We start from the raw sequence: 20,641 nt of genomic DNA, 5'->3' as shown, positions 1-20,641 counted from the left end.
CGCCGACGGCGTCCCCCGACCCGGGACATGGCCGCCACTGGAGTCCTCGCGCCGGTGACGGCGGACCCGGCCGGCGGAGCGGATCAGCGGTGACGCCCGCGGCACCCGAACCGGTCGGAGTGCCGTGCGTCCCGAAGCCCTCAGCCGAGAGCCGCCACCCGCTCGATCACGCCCTCGCCCAGCCGGGCGACGTACCCCTCCGGATCCGGCCCGGCCGGCGCCAGCTGCACGTGGTCGATCCCCAGCTCCGCGTACTCCTCCATCGCGCGGACGAAGCCGTCGGGGTCGCCGATCGGATCGCCGCCCCCGGTGATGGTCTTCGTGATCGTCGCGTAGTCGCGCCCGAGGTCGTCGCAGTGCCGCTTCAGCACGTCGAGCTTGTGCGCCACGTCGTCCGCGCCGGTGCCGAACAGGTTGCAGGCGTCGCCGTACTGCGCGACCAGCCGCAGCGTCTTCCTCTCTCCGCCGCCGCCGATGAGGATGGGCGGGCCGGGCTGCTGGATCGGCGCCGGGTGGTTCAGCGTCTCGGCGAGCCGGTAGTGCGTCCCCTCGAACGGCCCGTCGTCGTCGCTCCACATCTGACGGCAGATCCGCAGCGTCTCCTCCAGCCGCTCGAACCGCTCCTTCAGCGGCGGGTACGGCACGCCGAGCCCGAGGTGCTCGCGCTCGTACCAGGCGGCCCCGATGCCGAGCATCGCGCGCCCGCCGGAGAGCACGTCGAGGGTGGTGACGATCTTCGCGAGCAGTCCCGGATGGCGGTACGTCACGCCGGTGACGAGGAGACCCAGCCGCATCCGCTCCGTCCGGCCGGCGACGAAACCGAGCGAGGTGTAGCCCTCGAGCATCGGATCCTCGCTCGTCGCGAAGTGCTCCATCTGGAAGTAGTGGTCCATCAGCGTGAACCACGCGCAGCCGACGTCCTCGGCCGTCCGCGCGGTCGCTCCGAGGATCGGCGCGATCTGCGCACTCCCCCCGGTCAGAGTGAAGTTCATGAAGTGAATGCCGAGCTGCACGCGCGTCTCCTGTCGTCCCGGGATGTCCAGGAGCCAGTGTGCGCCGAGCCACCGCTCAACACGCCGACGCGCCCGCCTCTGAGCGGCGTCTCATCCGTTCCGCGGCGTCTCGGCCGATCGCACCCGTCGAGGCGCGGCCGCGCTCACTCGCAGACGCGGAAGCGGTTCCGGTCGAACCCGACGACGTCGCCGACGACGAGCTGGCGCCCGCGGCGCAGATCGACTTCGCCGTTGACGGTCACCATCCCCTCGGCGACCGCCTCCTTGGCCTCGCCGCCCGAGAGGATCCCCGCGAACTTGAGGAACTGGCCCAGGCGGATCGACCCGCCGCCCAGCGGGACGTCGACGGGCTCGGGGACGGCAGCGGCACCCGTCACGTCAGACCGCCGGGATGTCGGCGAAGCGCGAGAAGTGGCCGTGGAAGCCGACGGTCACCGTGCGGGTCGGGCCGTTGCGGTGCTTGGCGACGATGAGGTCGGCCTCGCCCGCGCGCGGGTTGTCCTTCTCGTAGGCGCTCTCGCGGTGCAGGAGGATCACCATGTCGGCGTCCTGCTCGATCGAGCCGGACTCGCGGAGGTCCGAGATGGCGGGGAGCTTGTCGGCGCGCTGCTCGGGGCCTCGGTTCAGCTGCGAGAGCGCGATGACCGGCACCTGCAGCTCCTTCGCGAGGAGCTTGAGGGCACGCGAGAACTCCGAGACCTCCTGCTGGCGGCTCTCGACCTTCTTGCCGGAGGTCATCAGCTGCAGGTAGTCGATGACGACCATCTTGAGCCCGACCCGCTGCTTGAGCCGGCGGCACTTCGCCCGGATCTCGACGAGGGTCATGTTGGGCGAGTCGTCGATGTAGAGCGGCGCGTCGTTGATCCGGCCGCGGGTGGAGGCGATGGTCGTCCAGTCGCGCTGGTCGACCGTGCCCTTGCGCATGTGCTGCAGCGGCACGGACGCCTCGGCCGAGAGGAGGCGCATCGCGATCTCGCTGCGCCCCATCTCGAGGGAGAAGAAGATCGTGGCCATGTTGTGCTTGATCGCGGCGGCGCGGGCGAAATCGAGCGCCAGCGTCGACTTTCCGAGCGCGGGGCGCGCGGCGACGATGATCATCTGCCCGGCGTGGAAGCCGTTGGTCAAGTCGTCGAGGTCGGCGAAGCCGGTGGGGACGCCGGTGAAGCTGCCGTCCTTGTGAGCGGCCGCCTCGATCTCGTCGATCGCGACGGTCACTGCGTCGGTCAGCGGGACGTAGTCCTCCGCCGTCTCGGAGCCGGTGACGTTGTAGATCTCGGCCTGCGCCGTGTTGACCAGGTCGAGCACCTCGCCCTCGCCCTGGTAGCCCATCTGCGCGATGCGGGTGCCCGCCTCGACGAGGCGGCGCAGCAGAGCGCGCTCGGCGACGATGGAGGCGTAGTAGCCGGCGTTGGCCGCGGTGGGGACCATCGAGGTGAGCGTGTGCAGGTAGTCGGCGCCGCCGGCCCGCTGCAGCTCGCCCTGCTTCGTGAGCTCGTCGGTGACCGCGATGACGTCGGTCGGCTCGCCGTGCGAGTAGAGGGCGAGGATCGCGTCGAAGACGATCTCGTGCTTGGGGATGTAGAAGTCGGTGCCCTTGACGCTCTCGACGACGTCGGCGACCGCGTCCTTCGAGAGCAGCATGCCGCCCAGCGCCGACTGCTCGGCGAGGAGGTCGTGCGGAGGGGTCCGCTCGTTCCCGCGCGACTCGCCGCGGTCTCCGCGACCGTCCCGTCCGTCCGAGCCGGGTACCGCCAGGTGCGCGATCGTCATGCCTTCGCCTCCTCCTGTCGGGTGCTGCGCGTCCGGTCGAGCCGGTGCCGGGATCCGTTCTACCAGCGACCTCCGACAGCGGCGCACGGGCGCCTGCCCGCACCCCTCGCGGGGCGCTGCGCCACCCTACGGACCGCCGCCCGCGGCACGCAAACCGCCCTGTGGAGAGAGCTGTGCAGAACCGAGGGGAAACGCCGGGCCCACTGTGGGCAACGTGTGGACAACCCTGTGGGATCAGCGGCCCTCAACAAGTTTTTTCCGACTCCTGACCAGGCATTTCCTGCTTTCCACAGGTGTGTGGGGAAAAGAGTCTCAAGACCACAGTGAAGGTTGGTCCCGCCGGAGGGTGTATGTGGATGGAGCTGTGGAGAACGGGAACGACGAAGGGCGGTGCGAGGGGACTCGGAAGTCCCGTCGCACCGCCCTCCGCGGCGTTCTCGCGGCCTTACTTGGCCGCGACCACCTGCAGCTTCACAGTGGCCTGGATGTCGTCGCGCAGACGCACCACGGCCTCGTGCTCGCCGACGTGCTTGATCGCGTTCGAGATGACGATCTTGCGCTTGTCGAGCTCGCCGAATCCGGCCGCCGCCACCGCGTTCGCGATGTCGGAGGTCTTCACCGAGCCGAACAGGCGGCCGTCCTTGCCGGCCTTGACCGTCAGCTTCACGCGGTTGGCCTCGAGGACCTGCTTGGTGTGCTGGGCCTCTTCGATGGTCTTGTGCTCACGAGCGGCTCGCGCCGACTTGATCTGCTCGACCTGCTTCTCGCCACCGCGGGTCCACGCGACGCCGAAGCCCTGCGGGATGAGGTAGTTGCGGGCGAACCCGTTCTTCACGTCGACGACGTCGCCGGCCGAGCCGAGTCCGTCGACCTCGTGGGTCAGGATGACCTTGGACATACCGTTACCTACCTTCCGCTGCCGGCGTAGGGCAGGAGCGCCATCTCGCGGGCGTTCTTGACGGCACGGGCGATGAGGCGCTGCTCCTGAACGGAGACGCCGGTGATACGACGGGCGCGGATCTTCCCGCGCTCCGAGATGAACTTGCGGAGGGTCGCGACGTCCTTGTAGTCGATGACACCCACGCGGACCGACTTCGCGGGGGCCGCGTTCTTCGCGCCCTTGCCGCGGATCGGCTTGCGGCGGTCGCCGCTGCTCTTTCCAGCCATAGTGGTTTCCTTAGATTCTGGTTCGCCCCTGCCCCGCCGCGAGCGATCGCGGTGCGGGGGAGGCGTGATTCAGGTGAGGAGAGCGTCCGAGCCGAGGCTCAGAACGGCGTCTCGTCGTTGTAGCTGCCCGGCGTGCTCCACACGTCGCCACCGGCGGGAGCGCTCGGCGCCCACGGCTCCTCGGCCTGACCGCCACGGTTGCCGCCGGCGTTGCCGGAGCCCCCCTGACCGCCGCCGCCGAAGCCGCCCTGGCCGCCGCCGATCTGACCGCCGTTGCCCTGGCCGCCACCGGCCTGGCCGCGTCCGCCTCCACCGGAGGCGCGCGTGACCTGCGCGGTCGCGTAGCGCAGCGAGGGCCCGATCTCGTCGATCTCGAGCTCGATGCTGGTGCGCTTCTCGCCTTCCTTCGTCTCGTAGGAGCGCTGCTTCAGGCGGCCGGTCGCGATGACGCGGCTGCCCTTGGTCAGCGTTCCTGCGACGTTCTCGGCGAACTCGCGCCAGACGGAGGCGCGGAGGAACAGCGCTTCGCCGTCCTTCCAGTCGTTCGCCTGACGGTCGAAGGTGCGCGGCGTGGAGGCGATGGTGAAGTTCGCGACCGCGAGCCCGCCCTGCGTGTAGCGCAGCTCGGGGTCGGCGGTGAGGTTCCCCACCACGGTGATGATCGTCTCGCCGGCCATGAGCGCTACGCCTTGGGAGCGGCCGAGGCCTTGGCAGCCTTGCGGGCGGCCTTCTCGTCGGCGAGCTTCGCGGCGGCCGCGACCTGGGCGATGCCCTCTTCGGCCCGCAGCACCTTGGTGCGCATGACGGCCTCGGACAGCTTCAGCTGACGGTCGAGCTCGTTCGCTGCGGCGGAGGTCGACGTGAAGTCGACGACGGCGTAGATGCCCTCGGACTTCTTGTTGATCTCGTACGCCAGACGACGGCGGCCCCAGACGTCGACCTTGTCGATGGATCCACCATCGGTGCGGATGACGTTGAGGAACTTGTCGAGACTCGGAGCGACGGTGCGCTCATCGATCTCGGGGTCCAGGATGACCATGATCTCGTACTGATGCGTCACTAACCCACCTCCTTCGGACTGAACGGCCACGGTATTTCCGTGACAGGAGGGTATGTAGCATCTGCCCACTCCCGCGGACGCGAGTGCGTCTGGTCGTGGACAACCTGTACAGACTACAACAGGACCGCCGCGACGCGCCGGACGGATCCGCTCGAGGCGCACCATCCCGGGCGCAGGGCGAGGCGAGCACGGGGCCCGGCTCAGCGCCTCAGCGCGACGCCCACCATTCGCGGAGCCGCTGCGTCGCGACCTCCTCGCCGAGCGGACCCTCCTCGAGCCGCAGCTCCAGCAGGAACCGGTACGCCTGTCCGACCTCGGGGCCCGGGGCGAGGCCGAGGATCTCCATGATCCGCGTGCCGTCGAGGTCGGGGCGCTTGGAGGCGAGCTCCTCCTTCTCGGCGAGCTCGGTTATGCGCGCCTCGAGGTCGTCGTAGGCGTGCGCGAGCCGGTCGGCCTTGCGGCGGTTGCGCGTGGTCACGTCGGCGCGGGTGAGGATGTGCAGACGCTCGAGCAGCGGCCCCGCGTCGGTCACGTAGCGGCGCACCGCGGAGTCGGTCCACGCGCCGTCCGTGTACCCGAAGAAGCGCAGGTGCAGCTCGATGAGGCGGGCCACGTCCTTCGTCGTCTGGTTGTCGAACTTCAGGGCGCGCATCCGCTTGATCGCGAGCTTGGAGCCGACCAGGTCGTGGTGGTGGAAGCTCACCGCTCCGGCCGGCTCGAGCCGCCGCGTGGCCGGCTTGCCGATGTCGTGCAGGAGGGCGGCGAGCCGCAGCACGACGTCGGGGGCGGCTCCGGGGTGCCGCGACTCCTCCAGCGCGATCGCCTGCTCCAGCACGGTGAGGCTGTGGGTGTAGACGTCCTTGTGGTGGTGGTGCTCGTCCTGCTCCAGGCGCAGCGCGGGCAGCTCCGGGAGGAAGCGACCGGCCAGACCGGTGTCGACGAGCAGCTCCAGGCCGGCACGGGGCGAGGCGGTCGCGAGGAGCTTCCGCAGCTCCTCCTGCACGCGCTCCGCCGAGACGTCGTCGATCCGGCCGGAGAGCTCGGCCATCGCCCACTCGACCTCGTCGGTGGTGCGGAATCCGAGCTGCGAGGTGAAGCGCGCGCCGCGGAGCATCCGGAGCGGATCGTCGCCGAAGGAGAGGTCGGCGGGGGAGGGGGTGCGCAGCCGGCCGGCGAGCAGGTCCTCCACTCCTCCCGAGGGATCGACGAGGACGACCTCCGGGAGCCGCAGCGCCATCGCGTTGACCGTGAAGTCGCGCCGCACCAGGTCGCCCTCGAGCGAGTCGCCGAACTCGACCTCGGGCTTGCGGCTCACCCCGTCGTAGCTGTCGCTGCGGTAGGTCGTGATCTCGACCGTCTCGCCGGCCACGCGAGCGCCGATCGTGCCGAAGGCCCGGCCGATGTCCCAGTGCGCCTCGGCGATCGGAGCGACGATCCGCACGATGTCGTCGGGGCGTGCGGAGGTGGTGAAGTCGAGGTCGTGCACGCCGTGGCCGAGGAAGGCGTCGCGGACCGGGCCGCCGACCAGCGCGAGCTCGTGGCCCTGGGCTGCGAACGCCTCCGCCAGCCGCGTCACCGTGGGCGTCCCCGCGAGCGCGCGGAGGGTCTCGAGAGCGGTCTGGACGCTGTGCATTCGCACGATCCTAGTGGCGGGGGGTGTCCCGGCAGCGGGTGACCGTGCCAGGGGGTTACGCGGGGGAACCGCCTGCACAGCGGACGCACCGCCTGCCCCGAGGAGGGCTGCCCGTAGAATCACCCGCATGGAGGCCGAGTGAGTCCGATGCATCGGCGCGACCCCTCCCTCCGCTCCCGCCGCTCGCGGGCGGCCCTCCTCCTGCTCCGCTCGGCAGGTGCTGCCGCCCTCGCGCTCGGCCTGACCGGCGTGGCCTCCCCCGCCCTCGCGGCCCCGGTCGCCGCCGCGACGGCGACCTCGACGCCCGCTCCCGGCACCGTCACCACGACCGCCGGGGCCGGCAGTGACGGCGTCCTGCGGCCCGGCCAGGACCTCGAGCTCTCGATCGCCGTGCGCAACGGCACCACCGAGGCGATCGACAGCGCCGACGTGACGGTCGCCCTCTCCTACGCCACCCTCGACACCCGCGCGGAGCTGCACGACTGGCTCGACGCCGAGGCCGACAACGACACCGACCCGGTCCGTGCGACCGCCCAGCTGCGCCTGCTGCCCTCCAGCACCGCCGAGGCCGGCCTCACCGTGCCGGTCGATCAGATCCCCTTCTCCAACGACCGGACCGCGCTCGGCACCCACGCCGTCCTCGTCACGGTCACCGGTCCAGGTGGTGTCGTCTCGACCGCCCGCACGGCCGTCGAGCTGACCGACGACGCGGCGGCCCCGGAGCCCGAGACCGGCGTCAGCGTCCTCGTCCCGCTCACCGTCCCGGACACGGCCGACGGCCTGCTCTCGGCCGAGGCCCTCGCCGACTACACCGACGGCACGGGGACCCTCACCCGGCAGCTCGACGCGGTCGCGGGGAAGGGCGTCACGATCGGGGTCGACCCGCGCATCCTCGCCTCGATCCGGATCCTCGGCAGCGCCGCTCCGGAGTCGGCCCTCGACTGGCTCGACCGGCTGCAGTCCGTGCCGAACGAGCGCTTCGCCCTGCCGTACGCCGACGCCGACGTCTCGGCCCAGGCGCAGGCCGGGCTCTCCGCCCTCCTCTCTCCCACCTCCTTCGAGTACGCGATCGACGACACCCGCTTCGCCGCGGTCCCCGGCACCGCCAGCCCGGCACCCACGGTCGCCGTCGACTCCGACCAGCCGGCCGAGGACCTGCCGGCGCGTCCGAGCACCGAGTCGCTGCTCGCCTCCGACTGGAGCACCTCCCTCGGCAGCGTCGCCTGGCCCGACGAGGGCACTCTCCGAGGGTCGGACCTCGACGTCTACGCGGCCAGCGGAGTGAACCGCACGGTCGTCCCCTCCTCCGGTCTCCTGCTGCCGGAGGAGGTGACCACGACCTCGCGCGCCACCGTCGGCGACTCGGACCTGGTCGTGGCCGACTCGCGCCTCACCGAGGCGTTCGACGCGGCCGCGACTGCCACCGACGACACCGAGTGGCGCGCCCGCATGTCCGAGATCGCCACCGATCTCGCCGAGGTGCAGGAGGAGGGGACCGCGCCGGACGTCGTGCTCACCCTCGGCCGCGGCTCGGCGATCGGCGCCGCGCGCCTCTCCGAGACCCTCGACGCGATCGAGTCGCTGCCCTGGGCCCGCGGAGTCGCCCTCTCCACCGCCCTCGCCGTCCCCGCGACCGAGGGCGCGAGCGTCGTCGACTCGCCGGAGTCGGAGTCGCGGCTCGACCGGGTGCGCGACCTGCTCGACGCCGGCTCCGAGGTCGAGGCGTTCTCCTCCGTGCTGCAGGAGCCGGAGCTGCTGTCGGGCAAGAGCCGCAACGACGTGCTGGCGCTGCTCTCGGTGACCTGGCGCGGAGACGGCAGCGGCTGGGGCGACGCCGTCGGCGCGGCCATGACCGAGGCCGACCGGACGCTCTCGCTGGTGTCGATCGACGCGACCGGCAGCATCCTGCAGGTCTCCCGCGACTCGAGCATCCCCGTGTACGTCCGCAACGAGCTCCCCTGGCCGATCGCCGTCCGCATCCAGGCCTCGACCTCGAACGCCGTCCTCGACATCGACGAGGAGGCGATCGAGACCACCGAGATCGACGCCCGCTCGCAGGGCCGCGTCCTCATCCCCGTGAAGGCCCGGGTCGGCAACGGCGAGACGAGCCTCGGACTGCAGCTGACCTCGGCGCAGGGCGTCCCCATCGGCACCCCCACCGGCATGACGACCAGCGTCCGCGCCGACTGGGAGACCGTCGGCACCCTGGTCATCGGGATCGCGCTCGTCGTCGTCTTCGGAGCCGGCATCCTCCGCAACATCCGCCGTCGCCGTCGAGGCGACACCCCTGAGGACGAGGAGGACCCGAACGCCGTGCTCGAGGTCCAGCCCGACCTCGACGACCAGCGATCGGACCCGCGTGGCTAGCTTCTCCCTCGGACGCGCGAGCGCCGTCCTCGCCTCCGGCACGATGGTCTCGCGGATCCTCGGCTTCATCATGTCGATCGTCATGGCGAACACGATCGGAGCCGCGGTCGCGCCGGGCGCGGACGCCTTCACGACGGCGAACCTGCTCCCCAACACGATCTACTCGATCATCGCGGGCGGCGCTCTGAACGCCGTCCTCGTCCCGCAGATCGTGCGGGCGGGCCTCGACGCCGACGGCGGCCGCGGCTACATCAACCGCCTGCTGACCCTGGCGCTCGGCCTGCTCCTGGTGACCACGATCGCCGCCACGGTCCTCGCTCCCCTGCTCGTGCGCCTCTACGCGCCCGGCTACGGACCGGAGCAGTACCAGCTGGCCGTCGCCTTCGCGTTCTGGTGCCTGCCGCAGGTCTTCTTCTACGGTCTCTTCACCATCCTCGGCGAGGTGCTCAACGCCCGCGGCTCTTTCGGCCCCTTCACCTGGGCGCCCGTGCTGAACAACGTCGTGGTGATCGCCGGGCTCGTCGCCTTCATGGTGCTGTTCGGCGCCGATCCGGAGGGGAACCGTCCGGTCGACTCGTGGTCCCCGGCGATGGTCACCCTCCTCGGCGGGAGCGCGACGCTGGGCATCGTCGTCCAGTCGCTGTTCCTGATGCTCTTCTGGCGGAGGGTCGGCCTCAGCTACCGCCCCGACTTCCGCTTCCGGGGCGTCGGCCTCGGCACGGCCGGGCGGATGTCGCTGTGGTCGTTCGCCACGGTGCTGCTGACCATCGTCGCCGGCATCGTCGAGAGCCAGGTCTCCTCCACCGCGTCCGGCGAGGGGCCCTCGGCCGCGGCGCTGCAGAAGGCGTGGCTGATCTTCATGCTGCCCCACTCGGTCATCGCGATCTCGATCGCCATGGCGTACTTCACCAAGATGAGCGGCCACACCGCGCGGGGGGAGATGAAGGAGTTCCGCTCGGACGTCTCCACCTCGCTCCGCCTGGTGCTGATGATGCTCGTCTTCGCCGCCGCCGCGATCGTCGTGGTCGCGGTGCCGTTCGGCTCCGTCTTCACCGACTCGTTCGCGGACGCGCAGGCCATCGGAGCGATCGCCATGGCCTACGTGATCGCCCTGCCGCTGTTCTCCTCGATCGCCATCATGCAGCGCGCGTTCTACGCCCTGAGCGACGGAGCGCGGCCGTTCCTGTTCACCCTGGTGCAGGTCGTCGTGGCGGTCGCCGGGTACCTGATCGTGCTCCGGCTCCCCGCCGACCGCACCGCCGTCGGCATCGCCGCTGCGACCTCGCTCGGCATCTGCGTGCAGGCCCTCGTGGCGGCCCTCCTCCTGCGCCGCCGGCTCGGCGGCCGCGGAGGCAGGCGGATCCTCGTCAGGCTCGCGCAGTTCGTCCTCGCCGCGCTGCCCTCCGCCGCCGCCGGCTACGGCGTCCTGGTCGCCCTCGGCGGCACGCGCGCGGGCGGTTTCGCGGTCTCGAACTACGTGGAGCCGCTGCTCTCGATGGCCGCGATCGGCACCGTGATGGCGCTCGTCTACTTCGCGGTCCTCTGGTTCCTCCGGGTGCCGGAGCTGCGCGCCGTCCTGGCTCCGGTGCTCCGCCGACTGGGCCGCTGATGCTGCTCCGGCAAAAGCCCGGTCAGAGGCTCTTTCCGGTTCTGCTGAGTCGACCGGACCGTAGCGCTGCCCACGCTCCCGGGCCCGCGGAATAGTGCCCGCCTAGGATGTGTTGTAGCCCACGGAGCCGCGGAACGATTCGAGCGACCGGCTCCGGGTGCTCGGCTCCCGCCCCACCCGTCACCGCTCGTACAGACCCCGAGGAGTTGCCGTGCGCGACATCGTCATCATCGGATCCGGCCCCGCCGGCTGGACCGCCGCCATCTACGCGGCGCGCGCCGAGCTGCACCCGGTGGTCGTGGCCTCGTCGGTCGAGATCGGCGGCGACCTGATGAACACGACGGACGTCGAGAACTTCCCCGGCTTCCCCGACGGCGTCCTCGGCCCCGAGCTGATGACCTCGATGCAGGCGCAGGCCGAGAAGTTCGGCGCCGAGACCTTCTACGACGACGTCACCTCCCTCGATCTCGAGGGCGAGGTCAAGACCGTCCACCTCGGCTCCGGCGAGAGCATCGAGGCGAGGACCGTCGTCGTCGCGACCGGATCCGCGTACCGCAAGCTGGGCCTCCACGACGAGGACCGCCTGTCGGGACACGGTGTCTCGTGGTGCGCCACCTGCGACGGCTTCTTCTTCAAGGGCAAGACCATCGCCGTCGTCGGCGGTGGCGACTCCGCCATGGAGGAGGCGACCTTCCTCACCAAGCACGCCGCGAAGGTCTACGTGATCCACCGCAAGGACTCGCTCCGCGCCTCGAAGGTCATGCAGAAGCGCGCCTTCGACAACGAGAGGATCGAGTTCATCTGGAACGCCGAGGTCACCGGCATCACCGGCGAGAACCACGTCGACGGCGTGAAGCTGCGCGACACGGTCGACGGCACCGAGTCCCACCTCGACCTCGACGGCCTGTTCATCGCGATCGGCAACGACCCGCGCACGCACGTCGTGCACGGCAAGCTCGACCTCACCACCGAGGGCACCATCTCGGTGGTCGGCCGCTCCTCCCAGACCTCCGTTCCCGGCGTCTTCGCCGCCGGCGACGTGATCGACCCGACCTACCGTCAGGCCGTCACCGCCGCGGCATCCGGAACGGTCGCCGCCCTCGACGCGGAGCACTACCTCGCTTCGCTCGCCGATGGCACCGCCCACACCGAAGGCTCACCCCGGGCCGAGCTCATCACCCGCTGACCGTCCGGTCATCGCACATCGGAGCCGGCAGCCCGCCGACTCGTGAAGGAGAGAACACCATGTCCACCGCGAAGAGCGTCACCGACGCATCGTTCCAGTCCGACGTCCTCGACTCCGAGAAGACCGTCCTGGTCGACTTCTGGGCCGAGTGGTGCGGCCCCTGCCGCATGGTCGCGCCGATCCTCGACCAGATCTCGGCCGAGCACGGCGACAAGATCGAGATCGTCAAGCTGAACGTCGACGAGAACCCGCAGACCGCTGCGAAGTACCAGATCACGTCGATCCCGGCGATGAAGGTCTACCAGAAGGGCGAGGTCGTGAAGACCGTCATCGGCGCGAAGCCGAAGCCGGCCCTCGAGGCCGACCTGGCCGCGTTCCTCTGAGTTCGCACCCCTGACCGCCCTCTGCGGTCTCCGAGAGCCCCTGTCACGTCGTGACGGGGGCTCTCCTCGTTCCCGGTGCTGTTTCACGTGAAACAGCCCCGCTGGGACGCAGGCCACGCTCCCTGCGGTGGCGCCCGACCGCCCCGCCGCAGCACAGGACCGGCCGGTACTGTGGATCCACCCGGCTCCGGCCGGAGAGACCCTGTCCACCGAGCGAAGCGGAACCATCGTGACCAACCGCGGCACCAACCTCGACCCCTGGTACAACTCCTATGCGGAGCGCACGGCCGGTCTGGCCGCCAGCGAGGTCCGAGCCCTGTTCGCCGTCGCGTCACGCCCCGAAGTGGTCTCGCTCGCGGGCGGCATGCCGTTCGTGTCCGCGCTCCCCCAGGACCTGGTGACCGGCGCCATCGACACCGTGATGCGGGAGCAGGGACCCGTCGCGCTGCAGTACGGGTCGGGCCAGGGCGTCCCCGTCCTGCGCGAGCAGATCCTCGACGTCATGGCCCTCGAGGGCATCTCCGCCAGCGCGGACGACATCGTGGTCACCACGGGCTCTCAGCACGCCCTGGAGCTCGTCTCCAAGCTGTTCCTGGACCCGGGGGACGTCGTCCTCTCCGAGGGCCCCAGCTACGTCACGGCGATGGTCATCTTCCGGTCGTACCAGGCCGAGGTCGAGCACGTCCCGATGGACGAGCACGGGCTCATCCCCGCCGCCCTCCGCGAGCACATCGCCCGCGTGCGCGCCGCCGGCAAGACGATCAAGTTCCTGTACACGATCCCCACCTTCCACAACCCCGCGGGCGTGACCCTCAGTTGGGAGCGCCGCGTCGAGATCCTCGAGATCTGCAAGTCCGAGGGAATCCTCGTGCTCGAGGACAACCCGTACGGCCTCCTCTACTTCGAGGACGTCCCGCCGAAGGCGATGCGCTCGCTGGAGGAGGACGGAGTGATCTATCTCGGCACGTTCTCGAAGACGCTCGCTCCCGGCTTCCGGGTGGGCTGGGCTCTCGCTCCGCACGCGATCCGCGAGCGGCTGATCCTCGCCAACGAGGCGGCCGTCCTCAGCCCGTCGTCCTTCAGTCAGCTGGTCATCTCGAAGTACCTCGAGACGGCCGACTGGCGCGGACAGATCGACACCTTCCGGGGCGTCTACCGCGAGCGGAAGGAGGCGATGCTGAAGGGCCTGCAGACCCATCTGCCCGGCCTCAGCTGGACGAACCCGAACGGCGGCTTCTACGTCTGGGTCACGCTGCCCGAGGAGCTCGACTCCAAGGCGATGCTGCCGCGCGCAGTGAAGGAGCTCGTCGCGTACACGCCGGGTACCGCGTTCTACGGCAACGGAGACGGACGTCAGAACATCCGCCTCTCGTTCTGCTACCCGACGCCGGAGCGCATTGGTGACGGCATCCGCCGCCTCGCCACGGTCATCAACGGAGAGCTCGATCTGCTGTCGACCTTCGCGGGCACGGGCCGGCTGAGCAGCGCCGACGCGAGCAAGCCTGACGCCGTCCTGCCGCCGAACGTCTCCTGACACCGCTCCTTCGATAAGAAAGCCCTGGTCATGACCGATTTCTCTGTGCTCGACCGTACACTCGACATCGTCGTCATCAGCGGTGGGATCAGCCACGAGCGCGACGTCTCCCTGCGGTCGGGCCGTCGCGTGGCGGACCGTCTGTCCGCCATGGGCCACCGCGTCTCCCTGCACGAACCGGACGCCGGCCTCCTCTCGACGCTCCTGCAGAAGCGTCCCGACGTCGTCTGGCCCGCGGTGCACGGAGCGAGCGGCGAGGACGGTGCACTCCTCGGGCTCCTCGAGGCGGCGGGCTTCGCCTACGTCGGCTCGCAGACGGACGCGGCGCGCCTGGCCTGGTTCAAGCCGACCGCGAAGACGCTCGTCGCTCGCGCCGGCTTCTCGACCCCGCGCTCCGTCACCCTCCCCCGCGAGACCTTCCGCGAGCTCGGAGCCGCCGGGATCCTGGAGCAGGTCGAGGCGCACCTGCCGGGCTCACTCGTGGTGAAGCCCGCTCAGGGCGGTTCGGCCCAGGGCGTCAGCATCGTGACGGAGTCGTCGCAGCTCCCGCGAGCGATGGTCGAGGCGTACACCTACGGCGACGTCGTGCTCATCGAACAGCAGATCCAGGGGACCGAGGTCTCCGTCGGTGTTCTCGACCTCGGTGACGGTCCTTTCGCCCTGCCGCCTGTCGAGATCGCACCCGTCGCGGGCCAGTACACCTTCGAGGCGCGCTACAACGCGGGGGAGACGCACTTCTACACGCCGGCACGGATCTCGCCGGAGATCACGGAGGAGGTGTCCCGCGTGGCCGTTGCGATCCACGAACTGCTGGGACTCCGCCACCTGTCGCGGCTCGACTTCATCATCGACGACGCCGGACTCCCCTGGTTCTTCGACGCGAACGTCCTTCCCGGAATGACCGAGACCTCACTCGTTCCCCAGGCTATCGAGGCGTCCGGCCGCTACCTCGGCGACGTCTACTCCACCCTCGCGAAGCTCGCCGCCTCCTGACCTTTACCGTTTCACGTGAAACGGTCCGCTGCGCGTCCGCTCCTGGTCGCGAGGCTGCAGCGTTGTGAACATGTGCGCGAAACCATGCCAAACGAGTAGCCGGATCGCGGCATATCGAGACCCGCGATCGCCCCCTTCTCCTATGACATGGGTCGAGTAGCCGCCCAACAACGTGTCCTGGTCTTCATCAGCAGACCAGTAGTGCCGACTCGAGGGAAGCCGAGGCCGCATCTCGACCCCCACAACGTCAGACACCCATCGCCGCGCCTGTCGAGTATCCGTAGATCGGCGTGGTGAGGCCCCCCTCGTCCCCCTAAACCCACCAAGAATCGACCTGGCCCATGGGCTTCCATCGGCACCTGGTCCTCGTCGTCATGCTGGTCGAGGAACCGCATTGCTGCGTCCGAGACCCGGGCACCCTTGGTGGGTACCAGGTGAGGCATTGCCTGGGGCAAGATATCCACGCCAATCGTTTCCCTATATCCGCAGACATACCGGCGAAGAGCACTAGTGCGTCGAATCGAGGCTCACCACGATCGCCACCCGCGCCATCTCTGGGAAACGACCTGTTCTATCGACGCTGATCGACGCCAGCCCCCGTCGCTATGCTGGTCGAGTAGCCACAACGCGACGTATCGAGACCCGCGGGCCGAAGGGACCCCTCTCGCTTGGTTCTCTGACCTCAACTCCGCCTCGGGGGGTGGTGCCTGAATTTCGTTGGTCAGGCGAGCGATCTCGTTCGAACACTGCGGTCGAAGTCCGTCCCACGATGATCCGCACGTGCGCCCAAGGTTTTCGGCAGGGGCGTTTCACGTGAAACGCTTCCGCTGCCGTTGAGCAACTTCAATCGGAAAAGTTGCGCCCGTTGGAGCGAGTCGAGCCGACGAGGGCCTCCTGATTGGCCTGACGAGTTCGTAGCTCGTCAATGGCCAGGCCGCCCTGGAGCGCGCCGTTTCACGTGAAACGGCCCTTCCATCGTCTCTTTCAGTGCTCTCTGGGGGCGACCGCCGACGGGGTCCTCCGTCAAACCTCGGCGAACCCACTCATCACCTCTGCATCGATCCGCGAAAACGAAGCGATACTGCATTTCGTCTAAACTTGCCCCCCGCTGGCCAATTTCTGGAGGTCCAAGAAGCACTCCTCACCGGCGACTTGGGATGCACGGACAGCCGAGGTGATCCTCATCCCAGCGGCCAACGTAGGAATGTTTCACGTGAAACATTGCGCACGCGACTATCGGCGACCATGACGTCGCCCTGGGCAGCGGAGAGCGCCACCGAGTAAGACCCGCCCAGGCACCCGTCCTGCGCCCGCCAGCGAGTCACCGAAAGCGACATGAACTCCGGAGGTCAACGAGGTCTGAACTCAGCCAACCCTAGATCCGGCGCTCTACGCCTACTCAACCGCCATATAGACGCATTGTGAGCTGCTCTCTCCAGAGATCAATGCCACAGAAACCCGGCGATCATCGCCGATGGACAATACCCGCCGTATTCGCGACCAGACTCGGAGTCAGCAGCGCCCCGCAGAACCTGGGGCCACTTCATCAGACTGTACCGGTCAGAAGGGCTTATCAATCAGAGAGAAGACGACAACCGAGAATGCTCCGCCCACAAGGCATCTCGTAGATCGCCTCAAGCGTGCTGATCTCTGCGATCACGGTACTGACGAGGGGAGGGGACACAGCCAGATCGGCGATACTGCCGAGAACACAGCGAGCGCGCGCCCTCGCAAGCCGCAGGGCTGATCGGTGGCCGCCGCTAGGCCGGCCCTCTACGGAGCGAGCGACACCTCGGTCGGCTCCCCGATCTCGGCGAGGATGCGGTTCAAGTCCTGGATGGTGGCGAAGTCGATGACCATCTGGCCCTTACGTGCGCCCAGGGTGACCTTGACGCGCGTGTTCAACCGGTCGCCGAGGTGATCCGCGATCGACGAGAGGTGTCCGGAGTGCCCGCCCTTCTCCTCCACCACGGGACGCACGGTCGTCCGCGGCGCCTTCATCTGCGCGGCGGCAGCCTCGGCGGCACGGACGGACAGGTCCTCGTTGACGATCTTGTCGGCCAGGCGGCGCATCATCTCGACGTCGTCGAGGGACAGAACCGCACGCGCGTGTCCTGCGGTCAGGACGCCGGCAGCGACGCGGGCCTGCACATCGGCCGGGAGCCGCAGGAGACGGAGCGTGTTCGAGATCTGCGGCCGCGAACGTCCGAGCCGCGTCGCCAGGGCCTCCTGGGTGATCCCGAAGTCGCTGAGGAGCTGCTGGTAGGCGGACGCCTCCTCGAGCGGGTTGAGGTCGGCGCGGTGCAGGTTCTCCAGCAGCGCGTCGCGGAGCATGTTCTCGTCGGCCGTGTCCTTGACGACCGCGGGGATGGTGGTCAGTCCCGCGGCCTTCGAGGCGCGGAACCGGCGCTCACCCATGACGAGCTCGTACTTCGCTCCGCCGCGAGCCGTCACGGGCCGGACGACGATCGGCTGCAGCACTCCGAACTCGTGGATGCTGTGGACGAGTTCCGCGAGGTCGTCCTCGTCGAACACCGACCGCGGCTGCGCCGTGTTGGGGGTGATGTCGGCCAGGGGGAGTCGCGCCAAGCGCGCTCCGGGGACCTCGAGGAGCTCCTCGGCACGGGCCGAATCGCCGACCTGATCAGGGAAGAAGACGTCGACAGGTCGGGAGCGCGACTCGTCGCTGGTCGGGATGAGCGAGCCGATCCCCCGGCCGAGTCCCGTGCGCTTGGTCGCCATCAGCGTGCCTCTCCTTCGTGTGCCGTCTCGGGTGTCTTCCGAGCTCCGCGTCGTGCGATCTCCGCGGCCGCCTCCAGATACGCCAGCGAACCGGATGACTGCGGGTCGTAGCTGATCACGCTCTGTCCGTAGCTCGGCGCCTCCGAGATCCTCACGTTGCGCGGGATCACCGCGCGCAGCACCTCCTTCGGGAAGTGCTCTCGGACATCCGCTGCCACCTGCTGGGAGAGGTTCGTGCGGCCGTCGTACATGGTCAGAAGGATCGTCGAGACACCGAGGTTCGGATTGAGGTGTCGTTCGATCAGGTCGATGTTCTTGAGCAGCTGGCTGAGCCCCTCGAGGGCGTAGTACTCGCACTGGATCGGAATGAGCACCTCGCGAGCGGCGACGAACGCGTTGATGGTCAGCAGACCGAGCGACGGCGGGCAGTCGATGAAGACGTAGTCGAACGGCTCGTCCATGGTGTCGAGCATCCGGTCCAGCGCACGGCGGAGCCGTTGCTCGCGTGCGACGAGCGAGACCAGCTCGATCTCGGCGCCGGCCAGGTGGATGGTCGCCGGCACACCGTAGAGCGAGGCGAACTCCGGGCTCTTCTGCACGACGTCCGCGAGGGGAGTGTCGTTGACGATCACGTCGTACACGCTGGCCGTCTCGGCACGGTGCTCGATGCCCAGGGCCGTCGACGCGTTGCCCTGCGGATCGAGGTCGATGACGAGCACCTTCGCCTCACCGCGGGCGAGCCCGGCGGCGAGGTTGACGGTCGTCGTCGTCTTGCCGACGCCGCCCTTCTGGTTCGAGATCGTGATTACGCGCGTCGACTCGGGCTTGGGCAGCGGCTGGGCGTTCAGCAGTGCGCGCCGACGGGTCATGTCCGCGATCTCCCGGGCCAGGGGAGTCGAGGAATCGAAGCCTCCGGTCAGACCGGCGGAATCGGGTTGTTTCACGTGAAACCTTCGCTCAGCGAGTGGGACGGACAGCAGCACCGAGGAGTCGACGGACGAGGAGTCGGGGGCTCACTGCGGCGTCGTGGCGATCAACCCACTGTAGCCCGGACGACCCTCGTCACCTCGGAGAGCACGCCGTCGCCGAGCACGACGACCTCGGGCGGGGAGAGCCGGAAACGACGGATCTGCTTGGCCGCCGCCTCGATCTCCTTCTCGGCGTTGATACCCTTCAGCAGGACCAGCTCGCCTCCGAGCCGCAGCAGCGGCGCGGTCAGCGGGATCAGCTTCGAGAGGGCGCTGACCGCACGAGCGGTCACCTGGTCGAGAGGCTCCGCGAGCTCCGCCTCTTCAGCACGGGCTCGAAGAACTGAGACATTCTCGAGTCCGAGTCCGTCCACCTGCTCCTGAAGCCAGACGACGCGACGCTCCATCGGCTCGATGAGCACGAAGCGGACGTCGGGCCGCACGATGGCCAGGACGAGCCCGGGAAGGCCCGCGCCACTGCCGACATCACCCACCAGTCCCGGACGCAGGAGAGGGGCCACCAGGGCGCTGTTGAGCACGTGCCGCGTCCAGAGACGGGGGAGCTCCAAGGGCCCGATCAGGCCGCGCTCCTCACCCTGGTCGGCGAGAGCCTCCGTGAACCGCCGCAGGAGGGGCAGGCGGTCGCCGGCGATCGCCGCAGCGGCTGCGGGCTCGGCCTCGAGGGTCGACTCCACGCCGCTCAGCCGCGGGTGATGACGGTGTGGCGCTCGCGCGCCTCGCCGCGCGACTCCGACACGAAGCCGCGCTCGCCCACCATGTCGTGGACCAGCTTGCGCTCGTACGACGACATGGGCGGGAGCGAGGCCGACGTGGCACCGTCCTCGATCCGCTCGATCGCGCGGTCGACCAGCTGGGCGAGCTCAGCCTCGCGGGCGTCGCGGGAGCCGCCGATGTCGAGGATGAGGCGGGAGAACGCGCCGGTCTTCGTCTGGACCGCCAGGCGCGTCAGCTCCTGCAGTGCCTGGACGGCGTCGGGGCGGGAGAGCACCCGGAGGTTCGTGTCGCCGGAGGCGGTGACCGAGAGGTAGGCGCGGCCGTTGCGGACCTCGATGTCGATGTCGCCGTCGAGGTCGCAGATGTCGAGGAACTCCTCGATGTAGTCGGCGGCGACGTCGCCCTCGTCCTCGAGCTGCGAGAGCGTGGACTCGGGCGCCTCGTCGACGGTGGACGCGTCCACGTCCGCGGGTGCGGACGCGTCGTCGGTGATGGTCTGCATCGGATCGGTCATGGCGGCTCTACTTCTTTCCGGCTTGCTTCTTGGAGCGGTTCTTGCTCACGGGCTGCGTGCGCTGCACGGCCTTCTTCTCGACGAGGGTGACGTCGCCGGCGGCCGTGGTCTCCTCGACCAGCTTGCCCTTGCGGCGCAGGCGCTCCTCGCGGGCCTTGGCGGCCTCGCTGCCCGGGGTCGGCATGTTCCGGATGACGATGAACTGCTGGATCATCGTCCAGATGTTCGAGGTCAGCCAGTAGAACATGACGCCGAGGGGGAACGCGAAGCCCGAGAAGGCGAAGACGAGGGGGAGGATGTAGAGCAGGATCCGCTGCTGCTTGAACGTCGGCGAGGCCTTCGCCTCGGGCGACATGTTCTTCGACACGATCTGCAGCTGCGTGATGAACTGCGACGCCGTCATCAGGACGACCATGATCACCGCGATGATGATGACCGGCTCCTGGCCGCCCTCGGCGAGTGCGCCCTGGATCGACTGGTGCAGCGGCGCGACGCCGAAGAGGTTCGCCTCGCCGAACTGGCGGGCGAGCGTCTCGTCGAGCGGGCCCACGCCCTTCTGGCTGTGCTGCGCCGCGTTCAGCACCGAGAACAGGCTGAAGAAGATCGGCATCTGGATCAGCAGGGGCAGGCAGGAGGCGAGCGGGTTGGTGCCCGTCTTCTTGTAGAGCTCCATGGTCTCGCGGGACATCGCCTCGCGGGACAGCTGGTCGCGCTTGCCCTTGTACTTGTCCTGGATCTTCTTGAGCTGGGGCGCGACCTCGAGCATCCGGCGCTGGCTCTTGATCTGCTTGACGAAGATCGGGATGAGCGCGGCGCGGATGACGATGACCAGGCCGACGATCGAGAGGACCCAGGTGATTCCCGCGGCCGCCTCCATGCCGGTGAAGGTCAGCAGCTGGTGGAAGGCGACGAGGAGCAGCTCGACCACCCACTTGAGGGGCCAGAGGATCGTGCCGAGGAGGTCCAT

Annotated in this window: 19 protein-coding genes; 6 read left to right on the top strand and 13 right to left on the bottom strand. The window is 69.2% G+C overall.

Going from position 1 to position 20,641, the window contains the following annotated elements:
- Positions 1 to 140: 140 nt before the first annotated feature.
- From GTU71_RS12625 to GTU71_RS12590, 8 genes are all read right to left on the bottom strand, one after another.
- Positions 141 to 992 (bottom strand): LLM class F420-dependent oxidoreductase, encoded by an 852-nt coding sequence (locus GTU71_RS12625; protein ID WP_159941249.1) that lies wholly within the window; start codon positions 990 to 992, stop codon positions 141 to 143.
- A gap of 164 nt (positions 993 to 1,156) precedes the next feature.
- The gene (locus tag GTU71_RS12620; protein WP_104268809.1) at positions 1,157 to 1,390 is read right to left on the bottom strand and encodes an RNA-binding S4 domain-containing protein; all 234 of its coding nucleotides are present in this window, start codon (positions 1,388 to 1,390) and stop codon (positions 1,157 to 1,159) included.
- Between the two features lies 1 nt (position 1,391).
- Positions 1,392 to 2,783, bottom strand: a complete 1,392-nt coding sequence (gene dnaB, locus GTU71_RS12615; protein WP_104225797.1) for a replicative DNA helicase — start codon at positions 2,781 to 2,783, stop codon at positions 1,392 to 1,394.
- Positions 2,784 to 3,228: 445 nt separating this feature from the next.
- Complete coding sequence (gene rplI / locus GTU71_RS12610; protein WP_104222692.1) at positions 3,229 to 3,681, bottom strand: 50S ribosomal protein L9; 453 nt, start codon at positions 3,679 to 3,681, stop codon at positions 3,229 to 3,231.
- An 8-nt stretch (positions 3,682 to 3,689) separates the two neighbouring features.
- A complete protein-coding gene (gene rpsR, locus GTU71_RS12605; RefSeq protein WP_055784551.1) occupies positions 3,690 to 3,950 on the bottom strand; it encodes a 30S ribosomal protein S18 in 261 nt (86 codons plus the stop codon).
- 98 nt (positions 3,951 to 4,048) lie between these two features.
- The gene (locus tag GTU71_RS12600; protein WP_104222691.1) at positions 4,049 to 4,627 is read right to left on the bottom strand and encodes a single-stranded DNA-binding protein; all 579 of its coding nucleotides are present in this window, start codon (positions 4,625 to 4,627) and stop codon (positions 4,049 to 4,051) included.
- Positions 4,628 to 4,632: 5 nt separating this feature from the next.
- Complete coding sequence (gene rpsF / locus GTU71_RS12595) at positions 4,633 to 5,010, bottom strand: 30S ribosomal protein S6 (RefSeq protein ID WP_068207796.1); 378 nt, start codon at positions 5,008 to 5,010, stop codon at positions 4,633 to 4,635.
- Positions 5,011 to 5,218: 208 nt separating this feature from the next.
- A complete protein-coding gene (locus GTU71_RS12590; RefSeq protein ID WP_159940314.1) occupies positions 5,219 to 6,643 on the bottom strand; it encodes a CCA tRNA nucleotidyltransferase in 1,425 nt (474 codons plus the stop codon).
- A gap of 147 nt (positions 6,644 to 6,790) precedes the next feature.
- Here GTU71_RS12590 and GTU71_RS12585 point away from each other — a divergent pair, with 147 nt between their 5' ends.
- From GTU71_RS12585 to GTU71_RS12560, 6 genes are all read left to right on the top strand, one after another.
- Positions 6,791 to 9,010, top strand: coding sequence for a DUF6049 family protein (locus GTU71_RS12585; protein WP_159940312.1), 2,220 nt, complete (start codon positions 6,791 to 6,793; stop codon positions 9,008 to 9,010).
- Entirely contained in the window at positions 9,003 to 10,619 is a 1,617-nt protein-coding gene (murJ, locus tag GTU71_RS12580; protein WP_244230550.1) for a murein biosynthesis integral membrane protein MurJ, read from the top strand. The genes GTU71_RS12585 and murJ overlap by 8 nt, the downstream gene beginning before the upstream one ends.
- A gap of 211 nt (positions 10,620 to 10,830) precedes the next feature.
- A complete protein-coding gene (gene trxB / locus GTU71_RS12575) occupies positions 10,831 to 11,805 on the top strand; it encodes a thioredoxin-disulfide reductase (protein WP_159940310.1) in 975 nt (324 codons plus the stop codon).
- Between the two features lie 59 nt (positions 11,806 to 11,864).
- Positions 11,865 to 12,188 carry a thioredoxin gene (gene trxA / locus GTU71_RS12570; RefSeq protein WP_104222687.1) on the top strand — a complete coding sequence of 108 codons (324 nt, stop codon included), beginning with the start codon at positions 11,865 to 11,867 and terminating at the stop codon, positions 12,186 to 12,188.
- 229 nt (positions 12,189 to 12,417) lie between these two features.
- Entirely contained in the window at positions 12,418 to 13,722 is a 1,305-nt protein-coding gene (locus GTU71_RS12565) for a PLP-dependent aminotransferase family protein (RefSeq protein ID WP_159940308.1), read from the top strand.
- Positions 13,723 to 13,752: 30 nt separating this feature from the next.
- The gene (locus GTU71_RS12560) at positions 13,753 to 14,715 is read left to right on the top strand and encodes an ATP-grasp domain-containing protein (protein ID WP_104262573.1); all 963 of its coding nucleotides are present in this window, start codon (positions 13,753 to 13,755) and stop codon (positions 14,713 to 14,715) included.
- Positions 14,716 to 16,488: 1,773 nt separating this feature from the next.
- Here GTU71_RS12560 and GTU71_RS12555 read toward each other — a convergent pair.
- From GTU71_RS12555 to yidC, 5 genes are all read right to left on the bottom strand, one after another.
- A complete protein-coding gene (locus GTU71_RS12555) occupies positions 16,489 to 17,457 on the bottom strand; it encodes a ParB/RepB/Spo0J family partition protein (RefSeq protein ID WP_159940306.1) in 969 nt (322 codons plus the stop codon).
- Entirely contained in the window at positions 17,457 to 18,326 is an 870-nt protein-coding gene (locus GTU71_RS12550; RefSeq protein WP_104247021.1) for a ParA family protein, read from the bottom strand. Before GTU71_RS12550 ends, GTU71_RS12555 begins: the two co-directional genes overlap by 1 nt.
- Positions 18,327 to 18,490: 164 nt before the next feature.
- Complete coding sequence (gene rsmG / locus GTU71_RS12545; protein WP_159940304.1) at positions 18,491 to 19,120, bottom strand: 16S rRNA (guanine(527)-N(7))-methyltransferase RsmG; 630 nt, start codon at positions 19,118 to 19,120, stop codon at positions 18,491 to 18,493.
- A 5-nt stretch (positions 19,121 to 19,125) separates the two neighbouring features.
- Complete coding sequence (locus GTU71_RS12540; RefSeq protein ID WP_244230549.1) at positions 19,126 to 19,674, bottom strand: R3H domain-containing nucleic acid-binding protein; 549 nt, start codon at positions 19,672 to 19,674, stop codon at positions 19,126 to 19,128.
- A 7-nt stretch (positions 19,675 to 19,681) separates the two neighbouring features.
- Positions 19,682 to 20,641 carry a membrane protein insertase YidC gene (gene yidC / locus GTU71_RS12535; RefSeq protein ID WP_104222681.1) on the bottom strand — a complete coding sequence of 320 codons (960 nt, stop codon included), beginning with the start codon at positions 20,639 to 20,641 and terminating at the stop codon, positions 19,682 to 19,684.

This window comes from Rathayibacter sp. VKM Ac-2762, assembly GCF_009866585.1.
Lineage (GTDB): Bacteria > Actinomycetota > Actinomycetes > Actinomycetales > Microbacteriaceae > Rathayibacter.
The sequence above is the reverse complement of the archived record's forward strand: the minus strand, read 5'-3'. Positions and strand labels throughout refer to the sequence as shown.

What these genes read in the sequence shown, in the direction of transcription:
- rpsR (WP_055784551.1), bottom strand. Translation starts at nt 3,950, where the DNA reads ATGGCTGGAAAGAGCAGCGGCGACCGCCGCAAGCCGATCCGCGGCAAG.
- dnaB (WP_104225797.1), bottom strand. Translation starts at nt 2,783, where the DNA reads ATGACGATCGCGCACCTGGCGGTACCCGGCTCGGACGGACGGGACGGT.
- GTU71_RS12585 (WP_159940312.1), top strand. Translation starts at nt 6,791, where the DNA reads ATGCATCGGCGCGACCCCTCCCTCCGCTCCCGCCGCTCGCGGGCGGCC.
- rplI (WP_104222692.1), bottom strand. Translation starts at nt 3,681, where the DNA reads ATGTCCAAGGTCATCCTGACCCACGAGGTCGACGGACTCGGCTCGGCC.
- GTU71_RS12555 (WP_159940306.1), bottom strand. Translation starts at nt 17,457, where the DNA reads ATGGCGACCAAGCGCACGGGACTCGGCCGGGGGATCGGCTCGCTCATC.
- GTU71_RS12600 (WP_104222691.1), bottom strand. Translation starts at nt 4,627, where the DNA reads ATGGCCGGCGAGACGATCATCACCGTGGTGGGGAACCTCACCGCCGAC.
- GTU71_RS12590 (WP_159940314.1), bottom strand. Translation starts at nt 6,643, where the DNA reads ATGCACAGCGTCCAGACCGCTCTCGAGACCCTCCGCGCGCTCGCGGGG.
- trxA (WP_104222687.1), top strand. Translation starts at nt 11,865, where the DNA reads ATGTCCACCGCGAAGAGCGTCACCGACGCATCGTTCCAGTCCGACGTC.
- GTU71_RS12625 (WP_159941249.1), bottom strand. Translation starts at nt 992, where the DNA reads ATGAACTTCACTCTGACCGGGGGGAGTGCGCAGATCGCGCCGATCCTC.
- GTU71_RS12540 (WP_244230549.1), bottom strand. Translation starts at nt 19,674, where the DNA reads ATGACCGATCCGATGCAGACCATCACCGACGACGCGTCCGCACCCGCG.
- yidC (WP_104222681.1), bottom strand. Translation starts at nt 20,641, where the DNA reads ATGGACCTCCTCGGCACGATCCTCTGGCCCCTCAAGTGGGTGGTCGAG.
- GTU71_RS12560 (WP_104262573.1), top strand. Translation starts at nt 13,753, where the DNA reads ATGACCGATTTCTCTGTGCTCGACCGTACACTCGACATCGTCGTCATC.
- GTU71_RS12550 (WP_104247021.1), bottom strand. Translation starts at nt 18,326, where the DNA reads ATGACCCGTCGGCGCGCACTGCTGAACGCCCAGCCGCTGCCCAAGCCC.